The 18,660-nt window shown below is 64.2% G+C and carries 20 protein-coding genes and 1 riboswitch; of the genes, 16 read left to right on the top strand and 4 right to left on the bottom strand.

Annotated features, from left to right (window positions below; translation table 11 throughout):
• The 5 genes from AC1DUB_RS14370 to AC1DUB_RS14350 form a co-directional block, all read left to right on the top strand.
• Positions 1-184, top strand: a 184-nt coding sequence (locus tag AC1DUB_RS14370; RefSeq protein ID WP_477730056.1) for an HNH endonuclease, incomplete at its 5' end; no start/stop codon positions are given.
• Between the two features lie 72 nt (positions 185-256).
• Positions 257-1,264, top strand: a complete 1,008-nt coding sequence (locus AC1DUB_RS14365; protein WP_477730055.1) for a KpsF/GutQ family sugar-phosphate isomerase — start codon at positions 257-259, stop codon at positions 1,262-1,264.
• Positions 1,261-1,881 carry a KdsC family phosphatase gene (locus tag AC1DUB_RS14360; RefSeq protein WP_477721095.1) on the top strand — a complete coding sequence of 207 codons (621 nt, stop codon included), beginning with the start codon at positions 1,261-1,263 and terminating at the stop codon, positions 1,879-1,881. Before AC1DUB_RS14365 ends, AC1DUB_RS14360 begins: the two co-directional genes overlap by 4 nt.
• Positions 1,878-2,579, top strand: coding sequence for an LPS export ABC transporter periplasmic protein LptC (gene lptC, locus AC1DUB_RS14355; RefSeq protein WP_477730054.1), 702 nt, complete (start codon positions 1,878-1,880; stop codon positions 2,577-2,579). The genes AC1DUB_RS14360 and lptC overlap by 4 nt, the downstream gene beginning before the upstream one ends.
• Before the next feature lie 59 nt (positions 2,580-2,638).
• The gene (locus AC1DUB_RS14350; protein WP_477730053.1) at positions 2,639-3,415 is read left to right on the top strand and encodes an SDR family oxidoreductase; all 777 of its coding nucleotides are present in this window, start codon (positions 2,639-2,641) and stop codon (positions 3,413-3,415) included.
• Positions 3,416-3,640: 225 nt separating this feature from the next.
• Here the strand turns inward: AC1DUB_RS14350 and AC1DUB_RS14345 are convergent, their stop codons facing one another.
• Complete coding sequence (locus AC1DUB_RS14345; RefSeq protein WP_477730052.1) at positions 3,641-4,093, bottom strand: RNA recognition motif domain-containing protein; 453 nt, start codon at positions 4,091-4,093, stop codon at positions 3,641-3,643.
• 207 nt (positions 4,094-4,300) lie between these two features.
• Between AC1DUB_RS14345 and AC1DUB_RS14340 the strand changes: the two genes are divergently transcribed.
• A complete protein-coding gene (locus AC1DUB_RS14340) occupies positions 4,301-4,501 on the top strand; it encodes a hypothetical protein (protein ID WP_477730051.1) in 201 nt (66 codons plus the stop codon).
• Between the two features lie 293 nt (positions 4,502-4,794).
• On the opposite strand, the gene AC1DUB_RS14335 is transcribed toward AC1DUB_RS14340, so the two are convergent.
• The 3 genes from AC1DUB_RS14335 to AC1DUB_RS14325 form a co-directional block, all read right to left on the bottom strand.
• Positions 4,795-5,028, bottom strand: coding sequence for a zf-HC2 domain-containing protein (locus AC1DUB_RS14335; protein ID WP_477730050.1), 234 nt, complete (start codon positions 5,026-5,028; stop codon positions 4,795-4,797).
• A gap of 57 nt (positions 5,029-5,085) precedes the next feature.
• On the bottom strand, positions 5,086-5,652 hold the full coding sequence (locus AC1DUB_RS14330; RefSeq protein ID WP_477730049.1) for a sigma-70 family RNA polymerase sigma factor: 567 nt from the start codon (positions 5,650-5,652) through the stop codon (positions 5,086-5,088).
• A gap of 129 nt (positions 5,653-5,781) precedes the next feature.
• Positions 5,782-6,984: an ammonium transporter gene (locus AC1DUB_RS14325; RefSeq protein ID WP_477730048.1), complete on the bottom strand. Its 1,203-nt coding sequence runs from the start codon at positions 6,982-6,984 to the stop codon at positions 5,782-5,784.
• Positions 6,985-7,164: 180 nt separating this feature from the next.
• Positions 7,165-7,368: riboswitch (yybP-ykoY riboswitch) on the top strand.
• Position 7,369: 1 nt separating this feature from the next.
• On the opposite strand from AC1DUB_RS14325, the gene AC1DUB_RS14320 reads away from it, so the two are divergent.
• The 10 genes from AC1DUB_RS14320 (at position 7,370) to denD (ending at position 18,654) form a co-directional block, all read left to right on the top strand.
• Positions 7,370-7,933 (top strand): TMEM165/GDT1 family protein, encoded by a 564-nt coding sequence (locus tag AC1DUB_RS14320; protein WP_477730047.1) that lies wholly within the window; start codon positions 7,370-7,372, stop codon positions 7,931-7,933.
• Between the two features lie 238 nt (positions 7,934-8,171).
• Positions 8,172-9,335 carry a homoserine O-succinyltransferase MetX gene (gene metX / locus AC1DUB_RS14315; protein ID WP_477716694.1) on the top strand — a complete coding sequence of 388 codons (1,164 nt, stop codon included), beginning with the start codon at positions 8,172-8,174 and terminating at the stop codon, positions 9,333-9,335.
• Positions 9,332-9,940, top strand: a complete 609-nt coding sequence (gene metW, locus AC1DUB_RS14310; RefSeq protein WP_477716693.1) for a methionine biosynthesis protein MetW — start codon at positions 9,332-9,334, stop codon at positions 9,938-9,940. The genes metX and metW overlap by 4 nt, the downstream gene beginning before the upstream one ends.
• Before the next feature lie 140 nt (positions 9,941-10,080).
• Complete coding sequence (locus AC1DUB_RS14305) at positions 10,081-10,971, top strand: chromate resistance protein ChrB domain-containing protein (protein WP_477730046.1); 891 nt, start codon at positions 10,081-10,083, stop codon at positions 10,969-10,971.
• The gene (chrA, locus tag AC1DUB_RS14300; protein WP_477730045.1) at positions 10,968-12,338 is read left to right on the top strand and encodes a chromate efflux transporter; all 1,371 of its coding nucleotides are present in this window, start codon (positions 10,968-10,970) and stop codon (positions 12,336-12,338) included. Before AC1DUB_RS14305 ends, chrA begins: the two co-directional genes overlap by 4 nt.
• 78 nt (positions 12,339-12,416) lie before the next feature.
• Positions 12,417-14,333: a SulP family inorganic anion transporter gene (locus AC1DUB_RS14295; protein WP_477730044.1), complete on the top strand. Its 1,917-nt coding sequence runs from the start codon at positions 12,417-12,419 to the stop codon at positions 14,331-14,333.
• 45 nt (positions 14,334-14,378) lie between these two features.
• Positions 14,379-15,155 (top strand): FadR/GntR family transcriptional regulator, encoded by a 777-nt coding sequence (locus AC1DUB_RS14290; protein ID WP_477730043.1) that lies wholly within the window; start codon positions 14,379-14,381, stop codon positions 15,153-15,155.
• Positions 15,156-15,295: 140 nt separating this feature from the next.
• The gene (locus tag AC1DUB_RS14285; RefSeq protein WP_477716688.1) at positions 15,296-16,609 is read left to right on the top strand and encodes an MFS transporter; all 1,314 of its coding nucleotides are present in this window, start codon (positions 15,296-15,298) and stop codon (positions 16,607-16,609) included.
• 42 nt (positions 16,610-16,651) lie between these two features.
• A complete protein-coding gene (ltnD, locus tag AC1DUB_RS14280) occupies positions 16,652-17,563 on the top strand; it encodes an L-threonate dehydrogenase (protein WP_477730042.1) in 912 nt (303 codons plus the stop codon).
• 77 nt (positions 17,564-17,640) lie between these two features.
• Positions 17,641-18,654, top strand: a complete 1,014-nt coding sequence (denD, locus tag AC1DUB_RS14275; RefSeq protein WP_477730041.1) for a D-erythronate dehydrogenase — start codon at positions 17,641-17,643, stop codon at positions 18,652-18,654.
• Positions 18,655-18,660 lie beyond the last annotated feature (6 nt).

Genomic DNA, 18,660 nt, shown 5'->3' with positions numbered 1-18,660 from the left:
CCACCATATCGTCTATCGGCAGCTAGGAGGGAGTGATGCTCTTTCCAATCGGGTGCTGTTACATCCGATCTGTCACAGGCGTGTCCACGCCCTAGGTTTGAAGGTTATCAAGCCGGTCCCCGGTACGGGGGACTTTAATCTGGCGAAGCAGTCGAAGGTTATGCAACCTGTTGAAGCTGTGTAGTCAGTGGTCGTACGTGAGCCGTGTGCGGTGAAAGTCGCAAGCTCGGTTCGATGGGGGGGATATCATCGAGAGATGGTATCCCTACCCTCCAGCTTTGACCCCGCGAACTTTGATGCCGACCAGGCCCTTGCCCTGGCCCGCAAGACCTTTGAGATAGAGGCGGCGGCCGTGCAGGGGCTGGCCAGCCGCGTGGGCCCCGAATTTTCCCGGGCGGTGGAGCTGATGCTGACCTGCCGCGGCCGTGTGGTGGTGATGGGCATGGGCAAAAGCGGCCACATCGGGCGCAAGATTGCCGCGACGCTGGCCTCCACCGGAACTCCCGCCATGTTTGTGCACCCGGCCGAGGCCAGCCATGGCGATCTCGGCATGATCACGGGCCTGGACGTGGTGCTGGCCATTTCCAACAGCGGCGAGAGCGAAGAGCTCACGTCCATCCTGCCGGTGCTGAGCCGCCAGGGTGTGCCGCTGGTGGCCATCACCGGTGGCCTGCAGTCTGCATTGGCCAAACAGGCGCGCGTCACGCTGGACAGCAGCGTGGAGCAGGAAGCCTGCCCCTTGAACCTGGCGCCTACCGCCAGCACCACGGCCCAGCTCGCGCTTGGCGATGCGCTGGCCGTGGCGCTGCTGGATGCGCGGGGCTTCAGGGAAGAAGACTTTGCCCGCTCCCACCCCGGTGGCTCGCTGGGCCGCAAGCTGCTCACCCATGTGAGTGATGTCATGCGCAGCGGCGACGACGTTCCGCGAGTGGGTCCCGACACCAGCTTTACCGAGCTCATGCGCGAAATGAGCGCCAAGGGGCTGGGCGCTTCTGCTGTGGTGGACGACCAGCAGCGCGTGCTGGGCATCTTCACCGACGGTGATTTGCGCCGCCTCGTTGAAAAAGGCGTGGACCTGCGCAGCAGCCGGGCCGGCGACGTGATGCATGCCAATCCGCGCACCGTGCGGCCGGATGCCCTGGCCGTGGAAGCGGTGGAGCTGATGGAGCAATTCCGCATCACCAGCGTGCTGGTGGTTGACGACGGTGGCGTGTTGTGTGGCGCCCTCAACACCAACGACCTGATGCGAGCCAAAGTCATATGACCTCCGTGCCTGCCACGCCTGCCACTGCGTCTGCTGCGTCCGCCGCGCCGTCCCCCGGGACGCGCAGCAACAGCGCCCCGGCCCTGAATTTCGCACCGGAGCTGTTGTTGAAGGGCCAGGGCATACGCGTCGCCTTCTTCGACGTGGACGGAGTGCTGACGGACGGTGGCCTCTACCTGTCCGAGGACGGTGAAACCCTCAAGCGCTTCAACATTCTGGATGGCCTGGGCTTGAAGCTGCTGCAAAAGGCTGGCATCACCCCTGCGGTGATCACGGGCCGCGACAGCCCCGTGCTGCGCACCCGGCTGCAGGCCCTGGGCATCACCCACGCGCACTTTGGCACCGAAGACAAACGCCCCGCCGCCGAGATCACGCTGCAGGCACTGGGTCTGGACTGGGCCGCGGCGGCCGCCATGGGTGATGACTGGCCCGACCTGCCCGTGATGCGCCGTGCGGCGCTGAGCTGCGCGCCGGCGAATGCGCACGTGGAGGTCAGGGCGCAGGCTCACCATGTCACGCAGGCCTGCGGAGGCCATGGTGCGGCACGCGAGTTGTGCGACCTGCTGCTCGTTGCCAGTGGCCGCTATGCCGGTCTGCTGCAGGCCTACACACAATGACCACGGCGACCGGCTCAGTCCGCGGGCGAAGCGGCGCGCTGTACCAGCTGAGGCGGTCGTGGCGCATGGCCTACCGCCTGTGGGACAGCATCGCCATTTACATGCCGCTGCTGATGATGGGCGCGCTGGCCCTGGGCACCTACTGGCTGGTGCGCAACACACCGAGCTTCAGCGCCCCCGAGCAGGCCAGGGAGGTGAGCCATGACGTGGATTACTTCATGCACAAGTTCACCGTCAAGAACTTTGACGAAGGCGGCAAGCTCAAAAGTGAAATTTACGGTGTCGAGGCCCGGCATTTCCCGGACACCGACATCCTGGAAATCGACCAGGCCCGCATTCGCAGCATCAACGCCGAGGGACACCTCACCACGGCCACGGCCAATCGTGCCTACAGCAACGGCGACGGCTCGGAAGTCCAGCTGACGGGCAATGCGCGGGTGGTGCGCGAGGCCAGCCAGGATGCGAGCGGCAAGCAGACGCCGCGGCTGGAGTTTCGGGGTGAATTTCTCCATGCGTTTTTGAACGAGGAGCGCGTCAAGTCGCACAAACCCGTCGTCCTGATCCGTGGCACCGACCAGTTCACCGGCGACAACTTTGCCTACGACAACCTCGACCAGGTGGCCGACCTCAAGGGGCGCGTCCGCGGGGTGCTGGTGCCAAGGTCTGCTGCCAGCGCCGCGGGCGCTTCCGGTCGCTGAGAGCACTGCCTCATCGCGCCTCGGCCCGCCCGCCATCTCAACGCCTGCCGGAGCCCAGCATGTCCAGACTCGTGTTCATCACCGGCGCTTCCAGCGGCATTGGCCAGGCGCTGGCCCTGCGGTTTTACGCGGCGGGCTACCGGCTGGCACTTGCAGCGCGCCGCACCGCGGAAGTCCAGTCATGGGCTGAGACGCATGCAATCGGTGCCGACCGCTATCAAATTTACAGCGCCGATGTGTCCTCCATCGACAGCATTGTGGCGGCGGGGACGGCCTGCATCGCGGCGCAGGGCGTGCCGGATGTCGTGATTGCCAATGCCGGCATCAGCATTGGCATGGACACCGCCGAGCGCATGGATCTTGATGTCATGGCGCAGACCTTTGCCACCAACAATGTCGGCATGGCTGCCACTTTTCATCCCTTTGTCGCGCCCATGGTGGTGCGCGGTAGCGGCGCACTGGTGGGTATTGCCAGCGTGTCCGGCATACGCGGCCTGCCGGGCCACGGCGCTTACTGCGCCAGCAAGGCGGCGGTCATTGGCTACTGTGAAAGCCTGCGCGGCGAACTCCGGCCCAGCGGCATCAAGGTGGTGACGATTTCCCCGGGGTACATCGACACGCCGCTGACACGGCAAAACCGCTATGGCATGCCCTTTCTGATGAAGGCCGAGGTGTTCGCCGACAAGGCCTTCGCCACCATCCAGGCCGGCCGCAGCTACCGCGTGATTCCGTGGCAAATGGGCGTGGTGGCCAAGTTGCTGCGTGTGCTGCCCAATGCGGTATTTGACAAGGCCCTGGCCGGGCGGCCGCGCAAGCACCGGCAGAGCCTGGGCTGATTCAGCTTGCTGGACGACGCTGCCGGCCTGCGGCTGGTGCGGCTGGTGCGGCACACTGCCCTTTTTGCTGCGCGGCAGCTATAAAAAGAGTAGCAGCTTGTGTATTATTTAAGCAGGCTACAAAGCAAAAAGGCTACAAAACCGAAGTCTTGAAGCCTTTTCAGGGTCATCCCCGATGATGACCGGGGATGCGCTGGTGCATTAGCCAGCTATGGGGTACAGGGCTTAGTAGCCGCCGCGTCCGCCGCCGCCGGAACGGCCACCGCCGCTACCGCCGCCGCCGTAAGGACTGCGGAAACCGCCGTCGCTACCGCCGCCACCGGAACGGCCGCCGCCGCCACCACCACCGTAGCCGCCGCCACCACCACCACCGCCGTAGCCGCCACCACCAGAGCCGCCGCCGAAGCCGCCGCTACGTGGAGGACGTGCTTCCATTGGACGTGCTTCGTTCACAACGACGCTGCGGCCACCCAGAGGCTGACCGTTCATGCCGTTGATAGCTGCCTGGGCTTCTGCATCGCTGCCCATTTCGACAAAGCCAAAGCCCTTGGAGCGACCCGTGTCGCGTTCCATCATGACTTTAGCGCTGGTAACAGAGCCGAACTGGCCAAAAGATTGTTGCAGGTCTTCGTCACGCACCGAGTAAGGCAGGTTGCCGACGTATAGTTTGTTGCCCATGAAGGGACTCCTCTAAAACACAAAAACAAAAGCGATGGGGTCCCGAAAGCACAACAAATCTTGATACGTACCGCTGTAGCGCGCGAAACTGACCGATCACCTAACGTGTGTAATACCGGCATTGCTGGCATTTACACCCGCATATTATGCTTCACTTATTCAAAACACAACCAGCTATCGTGATTACCCGGGGTAGTGAAAGCCCGCATGAACACTGGCTTTGACGATTTCGCGGGCCTCACGGGAGCGCAGCACGGCGTATCTGCAGCGCCTGATGGTCGCCACCTGGCCAGCCGGGGGTCAATGTGGCGGGTTGAAAACGCGGGGAAAACGCTGGACGGACAAGCTGAAGCGGTTGCTGATGCAGGAATTAAATCAAGGCTGAAGCTAATGTTTCAGAAGAGTTAGCGCCTACACACCACAAAGCCTTCGGTGCGACCCCTGCCCCAGAATATCCCGCCGCGGGCTCGCCAGACCGTGGACATGCAGGAGGGCAACTGGCTGCTGAAGCGCCGCAAACGCCATTGCCGGCACGGGTGCAGGAAAAACAAACCCTGCACCAGACAGGTAAATAGTTACATAAATTTGCAGGGTCAGTGGCCAGTGGCCAGTGGCCAGTGGCCAGTGAGCCAGGCTGGCGCCGGATCTGGACGGGGCAGTTCCATGCCGTGCCCAGCCCCGCTGCGACGACCATCACGGTTTTAGTCGGGTGACGGGTCGGCTGAAGTCTTGTCGGCCGCCCGTTCCGCATCGCTGGTGTAGTTGCGCCAGCGGCGCATGGCGGCGCGCGTGGTCAGGATCTGGTTCTCGAATTTGGGACAGGCTTTGCAGGCCAGCAGATGCAATTTCAGCGCGACGTGGTCGGGCATGCTGAGGACATGGTCTTCCCGCGCAATCAGCAGCGCAGCAGCCTGCCGGCAGGTGCGTCTTAGCAAAGTGATATTCGGTTTCACGCCAAAAAGCCGTTAGGGTTAGGTTAAATGCTTAAATGTTCAGGCGCTGTGCTTGCCAAACCAGTGGATATTCAGGCATTCCTGCAGGCGCAGCCGGGCCCGGTGCAACTGGACATACAGGTTGGTCGGCGTGAGAGACAGCTCCTTACAGACTTCCTGTGAAGAAAGCTGCAGCCATTCACGCATCAGGAACAGCCGGCCCAGCGCCGGCGGCAAGCGCTCCATGCAGGCATCCAGAACTTCGAAGAATTGCACTTGCTGCAAGGTTTGATGGGGGTCTCCCCAATCATTGGGCATCTCGGCAAAGTGGCCGTCGGCCTTGAATGCCAGACGATCAAGCTCGTCGCCCTCCTCGTCAACCTGCGCATCCGGCAGGGCCACCAGCCGTGCGTTGCTGCGAATCAGGTCGATGACCTTGTGCTTGAGGATGCCGACCAGCCAGGTCTTGAGCTGCGAGCGATTGCCGAAACTCTGCGGCCTGGACAGTGCGGCCAGCAATGTTTCCGATACCGCATCTTCCGCCCAGTCGTCATTGCGCAGCTGAAGGCGCGCAAAGCGGAGCAGGTAGACGCGGTGTTCAACCAGCTGTTCTTCAAAAGTCGGCATGGGGGCAGTCTAGCGGCAGCGGGGCTGTTTGTGTGCGCCACGCTGCAATTGGCGGCGAGCGCCCCCGCCCGCGCATGTGCGGGATGCCGGCCGCTGCCCTCATGCCCGCCAGGTTGGCAATTACCACAATTACCAGTTGACTTCCCGGTCAGGCGTAGCGCCGATGCGGTGAACCGACAGGTCGGCGCCTTCAAACTCCTCTTCCTGGCTCAGCCGCAGCCCGAACGAAGCCTTGAGCGCGCCATACACGATAAAGCCCGCCAGCAGCGCCCACGCCACGCCCATGGCGCTGCCGATTAATTGCGCGCCCAAGCTCACCCCGCCCAAGCCACCCAGTGCCTGGCTGCCAAAAATGCCGGCTGCGATTCCGCCCCACGCGCCACACAGGCCATGCAGCGGCCAGACGCCGAGCACGTCGTCAATTTTCCATTTGTTTTGCGTCAGCGTGAACATCACCACAAACACAGCGCCAGCCACACCGCCCACCACCAGCGCGCCCAGCGGATGCATCAGGTCGGAGCCGGCGCACACCGCCACCAGCCCGGCCAGTGGCCCGTTGTGCACAAAACCAGGGTCGTTCTTGCCGAACACCAGCGCGGCCAGGGTACCGCCCACCATGGCCATCAGCGAGTTCACCGCCACCAGCCCGGAAATCTTGTCAATGGTCTGCGCGCTCATCACGTTGAAACCGAACCAGCCGACCGTCAGGATCCAGGCGCCCAGCGCCAGAAACGGAATATTGGAAGGCGGGTGAGCCGAGACCGCGCCGTCCTTGCGGTAGCGGTTGCTGCGTGCGCCGAGCAGAATCACGGCCGGCAGTGCCAGCCAGCCGCCCACCGCATGGACCACGATGGAACCGGCGAAATCGTGAAACTCCGCGCCGGTGAGCGACTTGATCCAGGCCTGCACGCCAAAATGCTGGTTCCAGGCGATGCCTTCGAAGAATGGATAGACCAAGCCCACGATGACGGCCGTTGCAATCAGTTGTGGGTAAAAGCGTGCGCGTTCGGCGATGCCGCCCGAAATAATCGCCGGGATGGCGGCCGCAAATGTCAGCAGAAAGAAGAACTTGACCAGCTCATAGCCGTTTTTAGCGGCAAGTTGTTCCGCGCCGACGAAAAAATGCGTGCCATACGCCACGCCGTAGCCCACCACGAAATAGACCACGGTCGACACCGAGAAGTCGACCAGAATCTTGACCAGTGCATTGACCTGGTTCTTTTTGCGGACGGTGCCCAGCTCCAGAAAGGCAAAACCGGCGTGCATGGCGAGCACCATGATGCCGCCGAGCAGAATGAACAGGGCATCCGAGCCCTGTTTTAGTGCTTCCATAAATTCCTCTTGGGTGAAATGGGGTGTTTTAGTTCTGTTTTGGTGCGTATCTTGGGAAAATCCCGAAACCGCACCAAATACAAGCAAGAAATGCGCCATAAATGTGCGGAGCGGCATCGAAGCGCCGCCGTATGGGTTCATACGCCCTCGCTGCCCGGCCGCGAAGGGTTTGGTAGAATGCAGGCTGTCATTGGGGAGTAGCCTCCTTCCTTGAGTGAGAGGGGTTTGCGTCAACAGACTTGTCTGGCCTTGCAACAGGGCAGGCATGGCGCAAACGGTTTTCCGGACTTGGCGAGACCTTTGACTGCACAGCCTCCATAGCTTGAAAAAGTTATAGGCCGGGGTCGTCGTGCAGTCATGGGTTTTGTACCGGCCGGAGTCATTCATGGAAGCCTTCCTCATCTCCACCGGCATCGTCGCCCTCGCCGAAATGGGCGACAAAACCCAGCTGCTCGCCCTGCTGCTGGCCGCCCGGTTCAGCAAACCCTGGCCCATCGTCCTGGGCATTCTGGTCGCCACCATCGCCAACCACGCCATTGCAGGCGCGCTGGGCGCCTGGGTCACCACGATGATCAGCCCCCAGGCCTTGCGCTGGATTCTGGGGGCATCTTTCCTGGCCATGGCGGCCTGGATGCTGATCCCGGACAGGCTCGAGGATGACGCCGGCGGCCAGTCGCCGAGCCTTGGCGTGTTCGGCACCACCGTACTCGTGTTTTTCCTGGCGGAGATGGGCGACAAAACCCAGATCGCCACGGTCATGCTGGCCGCCCGCTACGACATGTACCTGGGCGTGGTGGCCGGCACCACGCTGGGCATGATGCTGGCCAACGCTCCCGTGGTGTGGCTGGGCGAGCGTGTCACCCGCCTGGTGCCGCTGCGCGTGGTCCACCTCGTGTCCGCGGTGATTTTTGCGGTACTGGGTGTTATCGCGCTGCTGATACCCGCCTGACCGCCGGTGCCCGACAGGCACACCGGTCAGGGCGCCGCTTCAGCCTTGCTATACTTGCCGTAGCGCCGATTTGCTCAGCTTGCGGGCGCTTAAAAAGTACCGCTAAAGACGAACATCCATGAACCCGGACTCGCCCTTAGCGATGCCGGGTTTTCTTTTTGCCGTTTCACTTTCCAGTCCAGTCCAGTCCAGTAAATCCAGTCTTGTTTCGATCACGGGCCTTTTTATCGTGTCTTCTGTGTCTTCTGCTTCAGTCCTTGTTGCCACGCCAAAGTCCATGCACTTTGCGGACGCCCTGCCGCTGCAAAGCGGCGCGTCGATCCGCGCCTATGACCTGAGCTATGAAACCTATGGCGAGCTCAATGCCGACAAATCCAATGCGGTGCTGATCTGCCACGCGCTGAATGCCTCCCACCATGTGGCCGGCGTCTACCTCGACGAGACCGGGCGCATCAAAGGCAAGTCCGAAGGCTGGTGGGACACCATGATCGGCCCGGGCAAGCCGGTGGACACCAATCAGTTTTTTGTCATCGGCGTCAACAACCTGGGTTCCTGTTTTGGCTCCACCGGCCCCATGCAGGTCAATCCGGACACGAATGAAATCTACGGCGCCGACTTCCCGGTGGTCACGGTGGAGGACTGGGTCCACGCGCAGGCCAGGCTGCTCGATGCGCTGGGCATCCAGACGCTGGCGGCCGTCATGGGGGGCAGCCTGGGTGGCATGCAGGCCCTGAGCTGGACGCTGCAATACCCCGAGCGCGTGCGCCATGCGGTGGTGGTGGCCAGCGCGCCCAACCTGACGGCCGAGAACATCGCCTTCAACGAGGTGGCGCGACGCGCCATCGTCACCGACCCGGACTTTCACGGCGGCCATTTTTACCGCCATGGCGTGCTGCCCCAGCGCGGCCTGCGCATTGCCCGCATGATTGGCCACATCACCTACCTGAGCGACGATGTGATGAACGAGAAGTTTGGCCGCAAGCTTCGCGATGCCATCGGCAGCCACGCCAGCGGGTACAGGTTTTCCACCCAGGATGTCGAGTTTCAGATCGAAAGCTATCTGCGCTACCAGGGCGACAAGTTCAGCGAGTACTTCGACGCCAACACCTATTTGCTGATTACCCGCGCGCTCGACTACTTTGATCCAGCCAAGGCATCTGGCGGCAACCTCACCCTGGCGCTGGCCGGCGTCACGGCAAAATTCCTGATGGTGAGCTTCACCACCGACTGGCGCTTTTCACCGGCGCGCAGCCGTGAAATCGTCAAGGCCCTGCTCGACAACCAGCGCGACGTGAGTTATGCCGAAATCGATGCGCCGCACGGGCATGATGCGTTTTTGCTGGAGGACGAGCGCTATCTCGGTGTGGTGCGCTCCTACTTTCAGAGCAAGGTGGCTGTATGAACCTGCCTGTCGAACTCAATGTGGAGCCCTCGGCGGCTCTGCTGTCGATTGCCCGGCTGGTGCCGCATGGCTCGCGCGTGCTCGACCTCGGGTGCGGCACCGGCGAGCTGCTGGCCCACCTGATCCGCGAGCGCGGCTGCTCGGGCTACGGCGTCGAGATCAACGACGCCAATGTGCAGGCCTGCGTGGCACGCGGTGTGAACGTGATCCAGCTGAACCTGGAGGAAGGCCTCGCGATGTTTGGCGACGGCTCGTTTGACGTGGTGCTGCAGATCGACACGCTGCAGCACTTGCGCAATGCTGAAATCATGCTGCGCGAAACTGCTCGCGTGGGCCGCATCGGCATCGTCGCTTTCCCGAACTTCGGCCACTGGCCGAACCGCCTGGCGGTGCTGCGCGGCCGCATGCCGGTCACCAAGGTGCTGCCCTACCAGTGGTACGACACCCCCAACATCCGTGTCGGCACGCTGCAGGATTTTGAAGCGCTGGCATTGCAAAACCGGCTGGAGATTCTCGACCAGTTTGGCCTGCAGGATGGCCGGGAGGTCCGTTTCTGGCCCAATGCCCGGGCCAGCCGTGCGGTCTTCAAGTTCCGCCGCGCCTGACGGCCCCGGTGCGCGGGGGGCAGGCTGGCGCATCGCAGTCGGTGGTGCTACCATTTAGCCATCGGGATTTCAGCCTCCCGACTCTTCACAGATAGACGGTGTCCCGTCCAAGTGCTGGTAACCGACTTGGAGTATTTTTCGTGGACACCTCTTTCATTTCCCCACAGGAACTGGCCGCCCGCATGGGCCGTGCCGATGCCCCGCTGCTGCTCGACGTGCGGCGCGAAAACAAATTCCTTGAAAGCCGATACCTGCTCGCCGGCGCGAGGCGCTACGCGCCTGACGACGTGGCGGCCTTCGCTACGTCGCAGCGCGCCGCATCGGGCCACAGCGACGTGGTGGTTTATTGCGTTTATGGCCACAACGTGAGTGCCGATGCTGTGGCCACGCTGCGTGCCGCGGGCTGGAACGCGCGCGCGCTGGCCGGCGGCATCGAGGGCGGCGAAGACGGCGTCGACTCACCGCAAGACATCGCGCAGTGGCGCGCGCATCGCCCCCTGACCATGCTCAAGCGGCCCGATTGGGGCGTAGGCGGCGGCAGCGAGCAGGCTTCGCGCTGGATCACGCGGGAACGCCCCAAGATTGACCGCATCGCCTGCCCGTGGCTGGTCCGCCGCTTTATCGACGCACGGGCGGAGTTCTTTTATGTGCCCACGGCCCGGGTGTTTGACGAGGCGGCGCGTCTGGGCGCCGTGGCTTACGACATTCCCGGCGCGCCGGTCTCGCATGAGGGTGAGCTGTGCAGCTTCGACACCCTGCTGCGCGCCTTTGAGTTGAGCGATCCGGCGCTTGAAATACTCGCCCGCATCGTGCGCGGCGCCGACACCGACCGCCTTGAACTCGCACCGCAGTCGGCGGGTCTGCTGGCCTTCTCGCTGGGGCTGTCACAACTGCACGCCACCAGCGACGCCGGCATGCTGGAAGCCGCCCTGCCGCTGTATGACGCGTTGTACGCCTGGTGCCGCAGTGCGCAAGCCGAGACGCACAGCTGGAAACCCGAAACCATGATCGTGAAAGCGACCACCGCATGAGCCACATTGCAACGTCCCTTCCCGCCACAGTGAGCTTTGCGCAGGCCTTCAGGTTCTGGCTCAAGCTGGGGTTCATCAGCTTCGGCGGGCCGGCCGGGCAAATCGCCATCATGCACCGCGAGCTGGTGGAACAACAACGCTGGATTTCGGAAAAGCGCTTCCTGCATGCCTTGAACTACTGCATGCTGCTGCCCGGGCCCGAGGCGCAGCAGCTGGCCACGTACATTGGCTGGCTGATGCACCGGACATGGGGTGGTGTGGTCGCCGGTGCGCTGTTTGTGCTGCCCTCGCTGTTCATCCTGGTGGCGCTGAGCTGGATTTACGTCGCCTTTGGCGACGTGCCGGTGGTCGCCGCCATCTTCTATGGCATCAAGCCCGCCGTGGCGGCCATCGTGGTGCAGGCGGTTCACCGCATCGGCAGCAAATCGCTGAAAAGCCCGGCGAAAGCCCCGGTTCCGTGGGCGGTGGCTGTCCTCAGTTTCGTGGCCATTGCCGTTCTGCATGTCCCCTTCCCGTGGGTGGTGCTGAGCGCGGCGCTGACCGGCTGGCTGTGCGCGAAATTCGCGCCGGGGCAGTTTGCCGGCGGCGGCGGGCACGGGGCAGCTGTCGTGGCGCAGGGTCCGGCCCTGATCGACGACGACACACCGACGCCCGAGCATGCACGCTTCAAGACATCGCGGCTGGCGACGGTGCTGGCAACAGGGGCCGTGCTCTGGCTGCTGCCCATGGGTGCGCTGATGGCCTGGCAGGGCTGGAGCGGCGCGCTGACCCAGATGAGCTGGTTTTTCACCAAGGCCGCGCTGCTGACTTTTGGCGGCGCCTACGCGGTGCTGCCCTATGTCTATCAAGGCGCGGTGGAGCAGTTCGGCTGGCTCACCGGTCCGCAAATGATCGACGGGCTGGCGCTCGGCGAAACCACGCCGGGGCCGCTGATCATGGTGGTGGCCTTTGTCGGCTTTATCGGCGGCTGGACCCGGCAGGTGCTCGGTCCGGACGCGCTGTTCCTGGGCGCCGCACTGGCGGCGACGCTGGTCACCTGGTTCACCTTCCTGCCGTCCTTCATCTTCATCCTGGCGGGCGGGCCGTTGGTGGAGTCCACCCATGGCAAGCTGCAGTTCACCGCGCCGCTGGCGGCCATCACCGCCGCGGTGGTCGGCGTCATTGCCAGTCTTGCACTGTTTTTTATAGTGCATATCGCTTTCAACAAGGAGGCTGCGGCCGGTTTCCCGTCCAACGTGGCGTGGCCTTCGCTGCTCATCATGGTTGCGGCCGGGGTGGCGCTGCTGCGCTACAAGGTGGGCGTGATTCCGTTGATCGCCGCCTGCGCCGTGGCCGGCTTGCTGCTGCGCTGGAGTGGTCTGGCCTGAGGCTGGCGCTGCGCCGGCTGTGATGGCGCCCGGGTGCCGGCGTGCCCGGTGAGCGCGCGGCGCGTTATGCTCAAGTCCATGGCAGGAGATACCGAAAAACACCAGGATGCGCCCACCCGCACCAGGGCCGAGCGCCTGTTTGGCGACTGGGTGCGGCAGGTGTCGACCGTCACGCTGCGCGCCGATGTGATGGCCGGCCTGCTCGGCGCGGTGCTGGTGCTGCCGCAGGGCATTGCCTTTGCCACGCTGGCCGGGCTGCCGCCGGAGTATGGCCTGTACACCGCCGTCATTCCCTGCATCATCGCCGCGCTGTTTGGCTCCAGCTGGCATGTCATGTCGGGCCCCACCAACGCCAATTCGCTGGCGCTGTTTGCCATGCTCTCGCCGCTGGCCATGGCCTTCAGCCCGCAGTACATCCAGCTGGCGCTGGCCGTGACCGTGATGGTTGGCGTCATGCAGTGGCTGATTGGCGCGCTGCGCCTGGGTGTGCTGGCCAATTTCATTTCTCCGGCCACGCTCTTTGGCTTTACCTCAGGTGCGGCCTTGCTGATTGCGGTGCATGCGCTGCCCGACCTGCTGGGCTTGCCGGCCGCGCCCGAGCACAGCGCTGCGGCCGTGCTCAGGCATGTGTTCACGCAGCTGTATCTGGTGCAGCCGGTGGCGCTGACGGTGGGCGCCATCACCATCGGCGTGGCACTGCTGCTGCGCCGGCTGCGGCGCAGCTGGCCCGCCATGCTCATCGGCCTGGTGGTGGCGACCGCGCTGGCATGGCTGTGGAGCCATTTCCCGAACGCCGGCAGCGTCACGCCATCTTCCGCGCTGCGTATGGTGGGGCAGATCCCTGTGCCATGGCCGCGCTTTGAGCTGCCCCGCATCAGCTGGGCCCAAGCCACAGACCTGGTCGGCCTGGCATTTGCGCTGACCATCGTGGCCCTGGGGCAGGCGATTTCGATTGCCAAGACGGTGGCGCTGCGCTCGGGCCAGCGCATTGATGCGAACCGCGAGTTTCGCGGCCAGGGGCTGTCCAACATCGTCGGCGGGTTTTTCTCCTGCTATGTGTCTTGCGGCTCCATGAACCGCTCCATGCCCAATTTGCAAGCGGGCGCCCGGACACCACTGGCCTCGGTGTTTTCTGCGCTGCTCTTGCTCGTATTGGTCGCGGTTAGCGCACCACTGCTGGCGCTCATTCCCATGGCCGCACTGGCCGGCCTGCTGGTGCTGGTGGCTGTCGCCCTGCTGGATTTTGCGCGCTGGCGCCAGCTGTTCAGCTTGAGCCGCAGTGATTTTGCGGTGGCGCTGGCCACCATGGTCGCGACGGTCACCATCCGGCTGGAGATTGCCATTTTGCTGGGCATGATCCTGTCGCTGATGTCTTTTTTGTACCGCACCTCGCGTCCCGCCATGCGCACCATGGGTTTTGACAGCCGCGGGCTGGACCGGCAGTTTGTGGTGATCGACAACTCGCCCGACGCCGGGCTTGATACGGCGGAAATAACCAGGCCGGACAAATCGAAGGAGCCGGGTGAGACGCCGCGTCATGCTTTGCCGGAATGCCCGCAGCTCAAGCTGCTGCGCATGGAAGGCGAGGTCTATTTCGGCGCGACCCAGCATGTGGCCGACATCCTGCATGCGCTGCGCAGCCAGCCGCAACCGCAAAAGCATCTGCTGGTCATGGGCAAGAGCATGAACTTCATCGACCTGGCCGGTGCCGAGTTGTGGGAGGCCGAACTTGCCGCGCGGCGCGCCATGGGCGGCGACCTGTATTTTCACCGGCCGCGGCCCGAGGTGATCCGCATGTGGCGCAAAACCGGCTTCACCCGCCTGCTGGGGCCGGAGCACCAGTTTCCCGACAAATTCACCGCGATCGCGACGATTTTCAACAAGCTCGATCCCGCGATTTGCCGGCGCTGCACGGCCCGTATTTTTTGGGAGTGTCAGAGCGTGCCGGGACCGGACATGGATGTGGATGTGGACACGAACGCTGGCGCCGCTTGAACATCCGGCCAGTGCGTTAAAGTTGTACGATAAATTCCGATACATATGATCAGCCACTTCAAGTCCATCACCCCCGGTGCGCATCTTTCTGACCGAGTTGCCGACGCGCTCGCCGCAGAGATTCGCGCGGGCCGCCTCGTGGCCGGTGACAAGCTCCCGACCGAAGCGGTGCTGGTCGAGCAGTTTTCGGTCAGCCGCACGGTGGTCCGGGAGGCCGTTTCGCGCCTGAAGTCGCTGGAGCTGGTCGACTCCCGGCAAGGCAGCGGGGTCTACGTGAAGGAGGCGGGCTTTTCGCCGCTGAACTTCGACGCCCGTTTCGCGGTGTCCAAGCAGGCGGTGATCCAGATGGTGGAAGTGCGGCGCGCGCTGGAGGCCGAAGTCGCCGCGCTCGCGGCCCAGCGGCGCACCCAGGCGGACGTGAAGCGCATTCGCCAGTCGATCACCGCGCTGGAAAAGGCGGTGCTGGCCGGCGGCGACGGCGTGAGCGAGGATGTCAAGTTCCACCGCGCCATCGCCGACGCGGCGCGCAATCCCTTCCTCATCGGCACGCTGGAGTACCTGGGCCAGTTCCTGCAGGGGGCCACGCGCGTCACCCGGGCCAACGAAGCGCGGCGCGCCGACTTCGCCCGCCAGGTCGCTGACGAGCACGAACAGATCTCGCAGGCGATCGAGGCCGGCGATGTGGCCGCCGCCCGGCGATCGGCCGCGCGCCACATGGACAACGCCATCAAGCGCATCGAGCAAGCCGACCCCGCCTTCTGGCAGGAGGAAGGCATGAAACTGGCGCATCCGCTGGTCAAGGGCCTGCACCCCGGCGCTTGAGCCGGCCGAACATCGTTGCCACCCCTTCATTGGGGAAAACCCCGAGCAGGCAGAAAATCCCAAAGTTGTATGATAACCATATAAATCAACCGAGCGACCGGTCCTGCGGGTGTGGTCGCGCATTCCTGGAGACGCACTACATGACTTCCTCGATCCTGGTGGGCGCCCTGCCCGCCCAAGACCCGCTTGAGCGCCGTGCCTACGGCAAAGTGTTCTGGCGCCTCGTGCCCTTCCTCATGCTCTGCTACGTGATCGCCTACCTCGACCGCGTGAACGTCGGCTTTGCCAAGCTGCAGATGGCGCAGCAGCTGGGCTTCAGCGAAACCGTGTTCGGCCTCGGTGCCGGCATCTTCTTCCTCGGCTACTTCCTGTTCGAGGTGCCAAGCAATCTGCTCATGAGCAAGGTCGGCGCGCGCATCTGGATCGCGCGCATCATGATCACCTGGGGCCTGCTGTCGGCCTGCTTCATGTTCGTGAAGACGCCCACCACCTTCTATGTCTTGCGCTTCCTGCTTGGCCTGGCTGAAGCCGGCTTCTACCCGGGCGTGATCCTGTACCTGACCTACTGGTATCCGGCACACCGGCGCGCCAAAATCATCGCGGTCTTCATGTCGGCGATTCCGGTTGCGGGCATCTTTGGCAACCCCCTGTCGGGCTGGATCATGGACGCCTTCAACGGTGCCTCATCGCTGCAAGGCTGGCAATGGATGTTCCTGATCGAGGCAGTGCCCGCCTTGCTGATCGGCGTGGTGGTGCTGTTCTATCTGGACAACGGCATTGCCAAGGCCAAGTGGCTGGATGCCGACGAAAAGAAACTGCTGGCGCGCGAGATTGAACTCGACCAGCAGCACGGCAGCAAAGGGCCGCACTCGGTGGCCGGCGTGTTCAGGGACCGCCGCATCTGGTGGATGTCGCTGATCTACTTTGCCTTCGTGATGGGTCAGTACGCGTTGACGTTCTGGTTGCCAACGCTGATCAAGGCGACGGGCGTCAAGGGCAATCTGAACATCGGATTGCTGAGCGCCATTCCCTTCATCTGCGCAATCATTGCGATGAACCTGTTCGGCCGCAGCGCGGACCAGCGGCGCGAGCGCCGCTGGCACCTGATCGTGCCGGCACTGATGGGCGCGGTCGGCTTCACCGTGGCAGCCTCATACACCCAGAACACCGCCGTGTCGCTGACCTTCCTCTCGCTGGCCGCCGCCGGCGTGCTGACCTGCGCACCGCTGTTCTGGTCGCTGCCTACGGCGTTCCTGTCGGGCACGGCCGCAGCCGCCGGCATTGCCGTCATCAACTCGGTGGGCAACCTCGCCGGCTTCGTGAGCCCCTACCTGATCGGCTACCTCAAGGACGCCACCGGCAGTACCCAGGTCGGCATGTACGTGCTGGCCGGCGCCCTGGTGGTCGGCGCGATCGCCGTCTGGTGGACGCCCAAAGAGCTCGTCAATCGCTGAGCCACACCCTATCATCCCCGCATCACCCCAAGGAGTATTGACATGAATCCCATCATCGGCCTGATCGGCCTCGGCGCCATGGGCGGTGGCATGGCACAGTCGCTGCGCCGCGCCGGCTACGACTTGCGGGTCTTCGACGTGCGCGCCGACGTGGCCCAGGCCTTTGCGCAGGGCGGCGGGACGGCCTGCGCCACGCTGGCGGAGCTCGGCGCCCAGTGCGATATCGTCATCTCGGTGGTGGTCAACGCCGCGCAGACCGAGAGCGTGCTGTTCGGCAGCGGCGACGTCGCCGGTTGCGCGGCCGCCATGAAACCCGGCAGCGTGTTCGTGATGTGCTCCACGGTGGATCCGCGCTGGTCGGCCGCGCTGGAGCAGCGGCTGGCGGGACTCGGCCTGCTCTACATCGATGCGCCGATTTCCGGCGGCGCCGCCAAGGCGGCGAGCGGCGACATGACGATGATGACCTCGGCCAGGCCGCAAGCCTACGAACGCTGCGAAGCCGCCCTCAACGCCATGGCTGCCAAGGTCTACAAGCTGGGCGACCAGGCCGGCGCCGGCAGCAAGGTCAAGATCATCAACCAGTTGCTGGCCGGCGTGCATATCGCGGCCGCCGCCGAAGCCATGGCGCTGGGCCTGCGCGAAGGCGTGGACGCGGCGGCGCTGTACGAGGTGATCACCCACAGTGCCGGCAACAGCTGGATGTTCGAGAACCGCATGGCCCATGTGCTGGCGGCCGACTACACGCCGCTGTCGGCGGTCGACATCTTCGTCAAGGACCTGGGGCTGGTGCTCGACCTGGCGCGTGCCAGCAAGTTTCCGCTGCCACTGTCCAGCACCGCGCACCAGATGTTCATGCAGGCGTCGACGGCCGGCTTCGCGAAGGAAGACGACAGCGCCGTGATCAAGATCTTCCCGGGCATCGAACTTCCCCAGCCGCCCAAGGCGGCTAACTGAGACGCCAGGGCGGCCCCTTACTCACCTCCTGCTCATTCCTTTCATCCTTTTTTCACTCCCTTCCCCAGGACACGACCATGCATATCCTGATCACCGGTGGCTGCGGCTTCGTCGGCGCGCGGCTGGCGCGCACCCTGTTGGCCTCGGGCTCGCTGGCGGTGGCTGGCGGGCCGGCGCAGGCCATAACGACCATCACCCTGGCGGACCGCGCGCCCCCACCCGACGACTTGCGGGCCGACCCCCGCATCGTCTTCCTCGGCGGCGACCTCAACGAACAGCTGCAAAGCAGGCAACTTCCGAGTGCCGGCACCTCGCTGATCTTTCATCTGGCCGCGGCCGTCAGCAGCGAGTGCGAGGCGGATTTCGACCTGGGCATGCACAGCAACCTCGACGCCACGCGCGCGCTGCTCGAAGCCTGCCGCGCGCTCGGCACGAAGCCGGTGCTGGTGTTTTCCAGTTCGCTCGCCGTGTTCGGCCATTCGCCGCAGCAGCCCCTGCCCGCGGTGCTGGAAGACCACAGCTTGCCGACGCCGCAAAGCAGCTACGGCATCCAGAAATTCATTTGTGAACAGCTGGTGGCCGACTACGCGCGCAAGGGCTTTGTCGAGGGCCGCAGCGTGCGTCTGATGACGGTAGCGGTGCGCCCGGGCCGGCCCAACGCCGCTGCATCGAGTTTCCTGAGTGGCATGATCCGCGAGCCGCTGGCCGGCCAGCGCGCCCTGTGCCCGGTGCACCCGGACACCGGCGTGGCGCTGTCGTCGCCGGCGCGCACGGTCGAGGGCCTGATTCGCGCCGCACAGGCCAGCCCCGCCGAGTGGGGCCCGCGCACCGCACTCAACCTGCCGGGACTCATGACCACGGTGCGTGAGATGGCGGCCGCGCTCGAGCGCGTGGCCGGGCCGGCGGCCACGGCGCTGCTCGACTGGCGCATCGACCCGGCGATTGAAAAAATCGTCACCACCTGGCCCGGCAACGTGAAGACCGCCCGCGCGCAAGCCATGGGCCTGGACGCCGACACCAGCTTCGAGCAGGTGATCCGCGACTACGTGCGCGAAAACCCGACCGCCGTGCGCCTTTCTGTGCGTTCCTGATACCGA

The organism is Polaromonas sp. P4_F9, assembly GCF_056401235.1.
The sequence above is the reverse complement of the archived record's forward strand: the minus strand, read 5'-3'. Positions and strand labels throughout refer to the sequence as shown.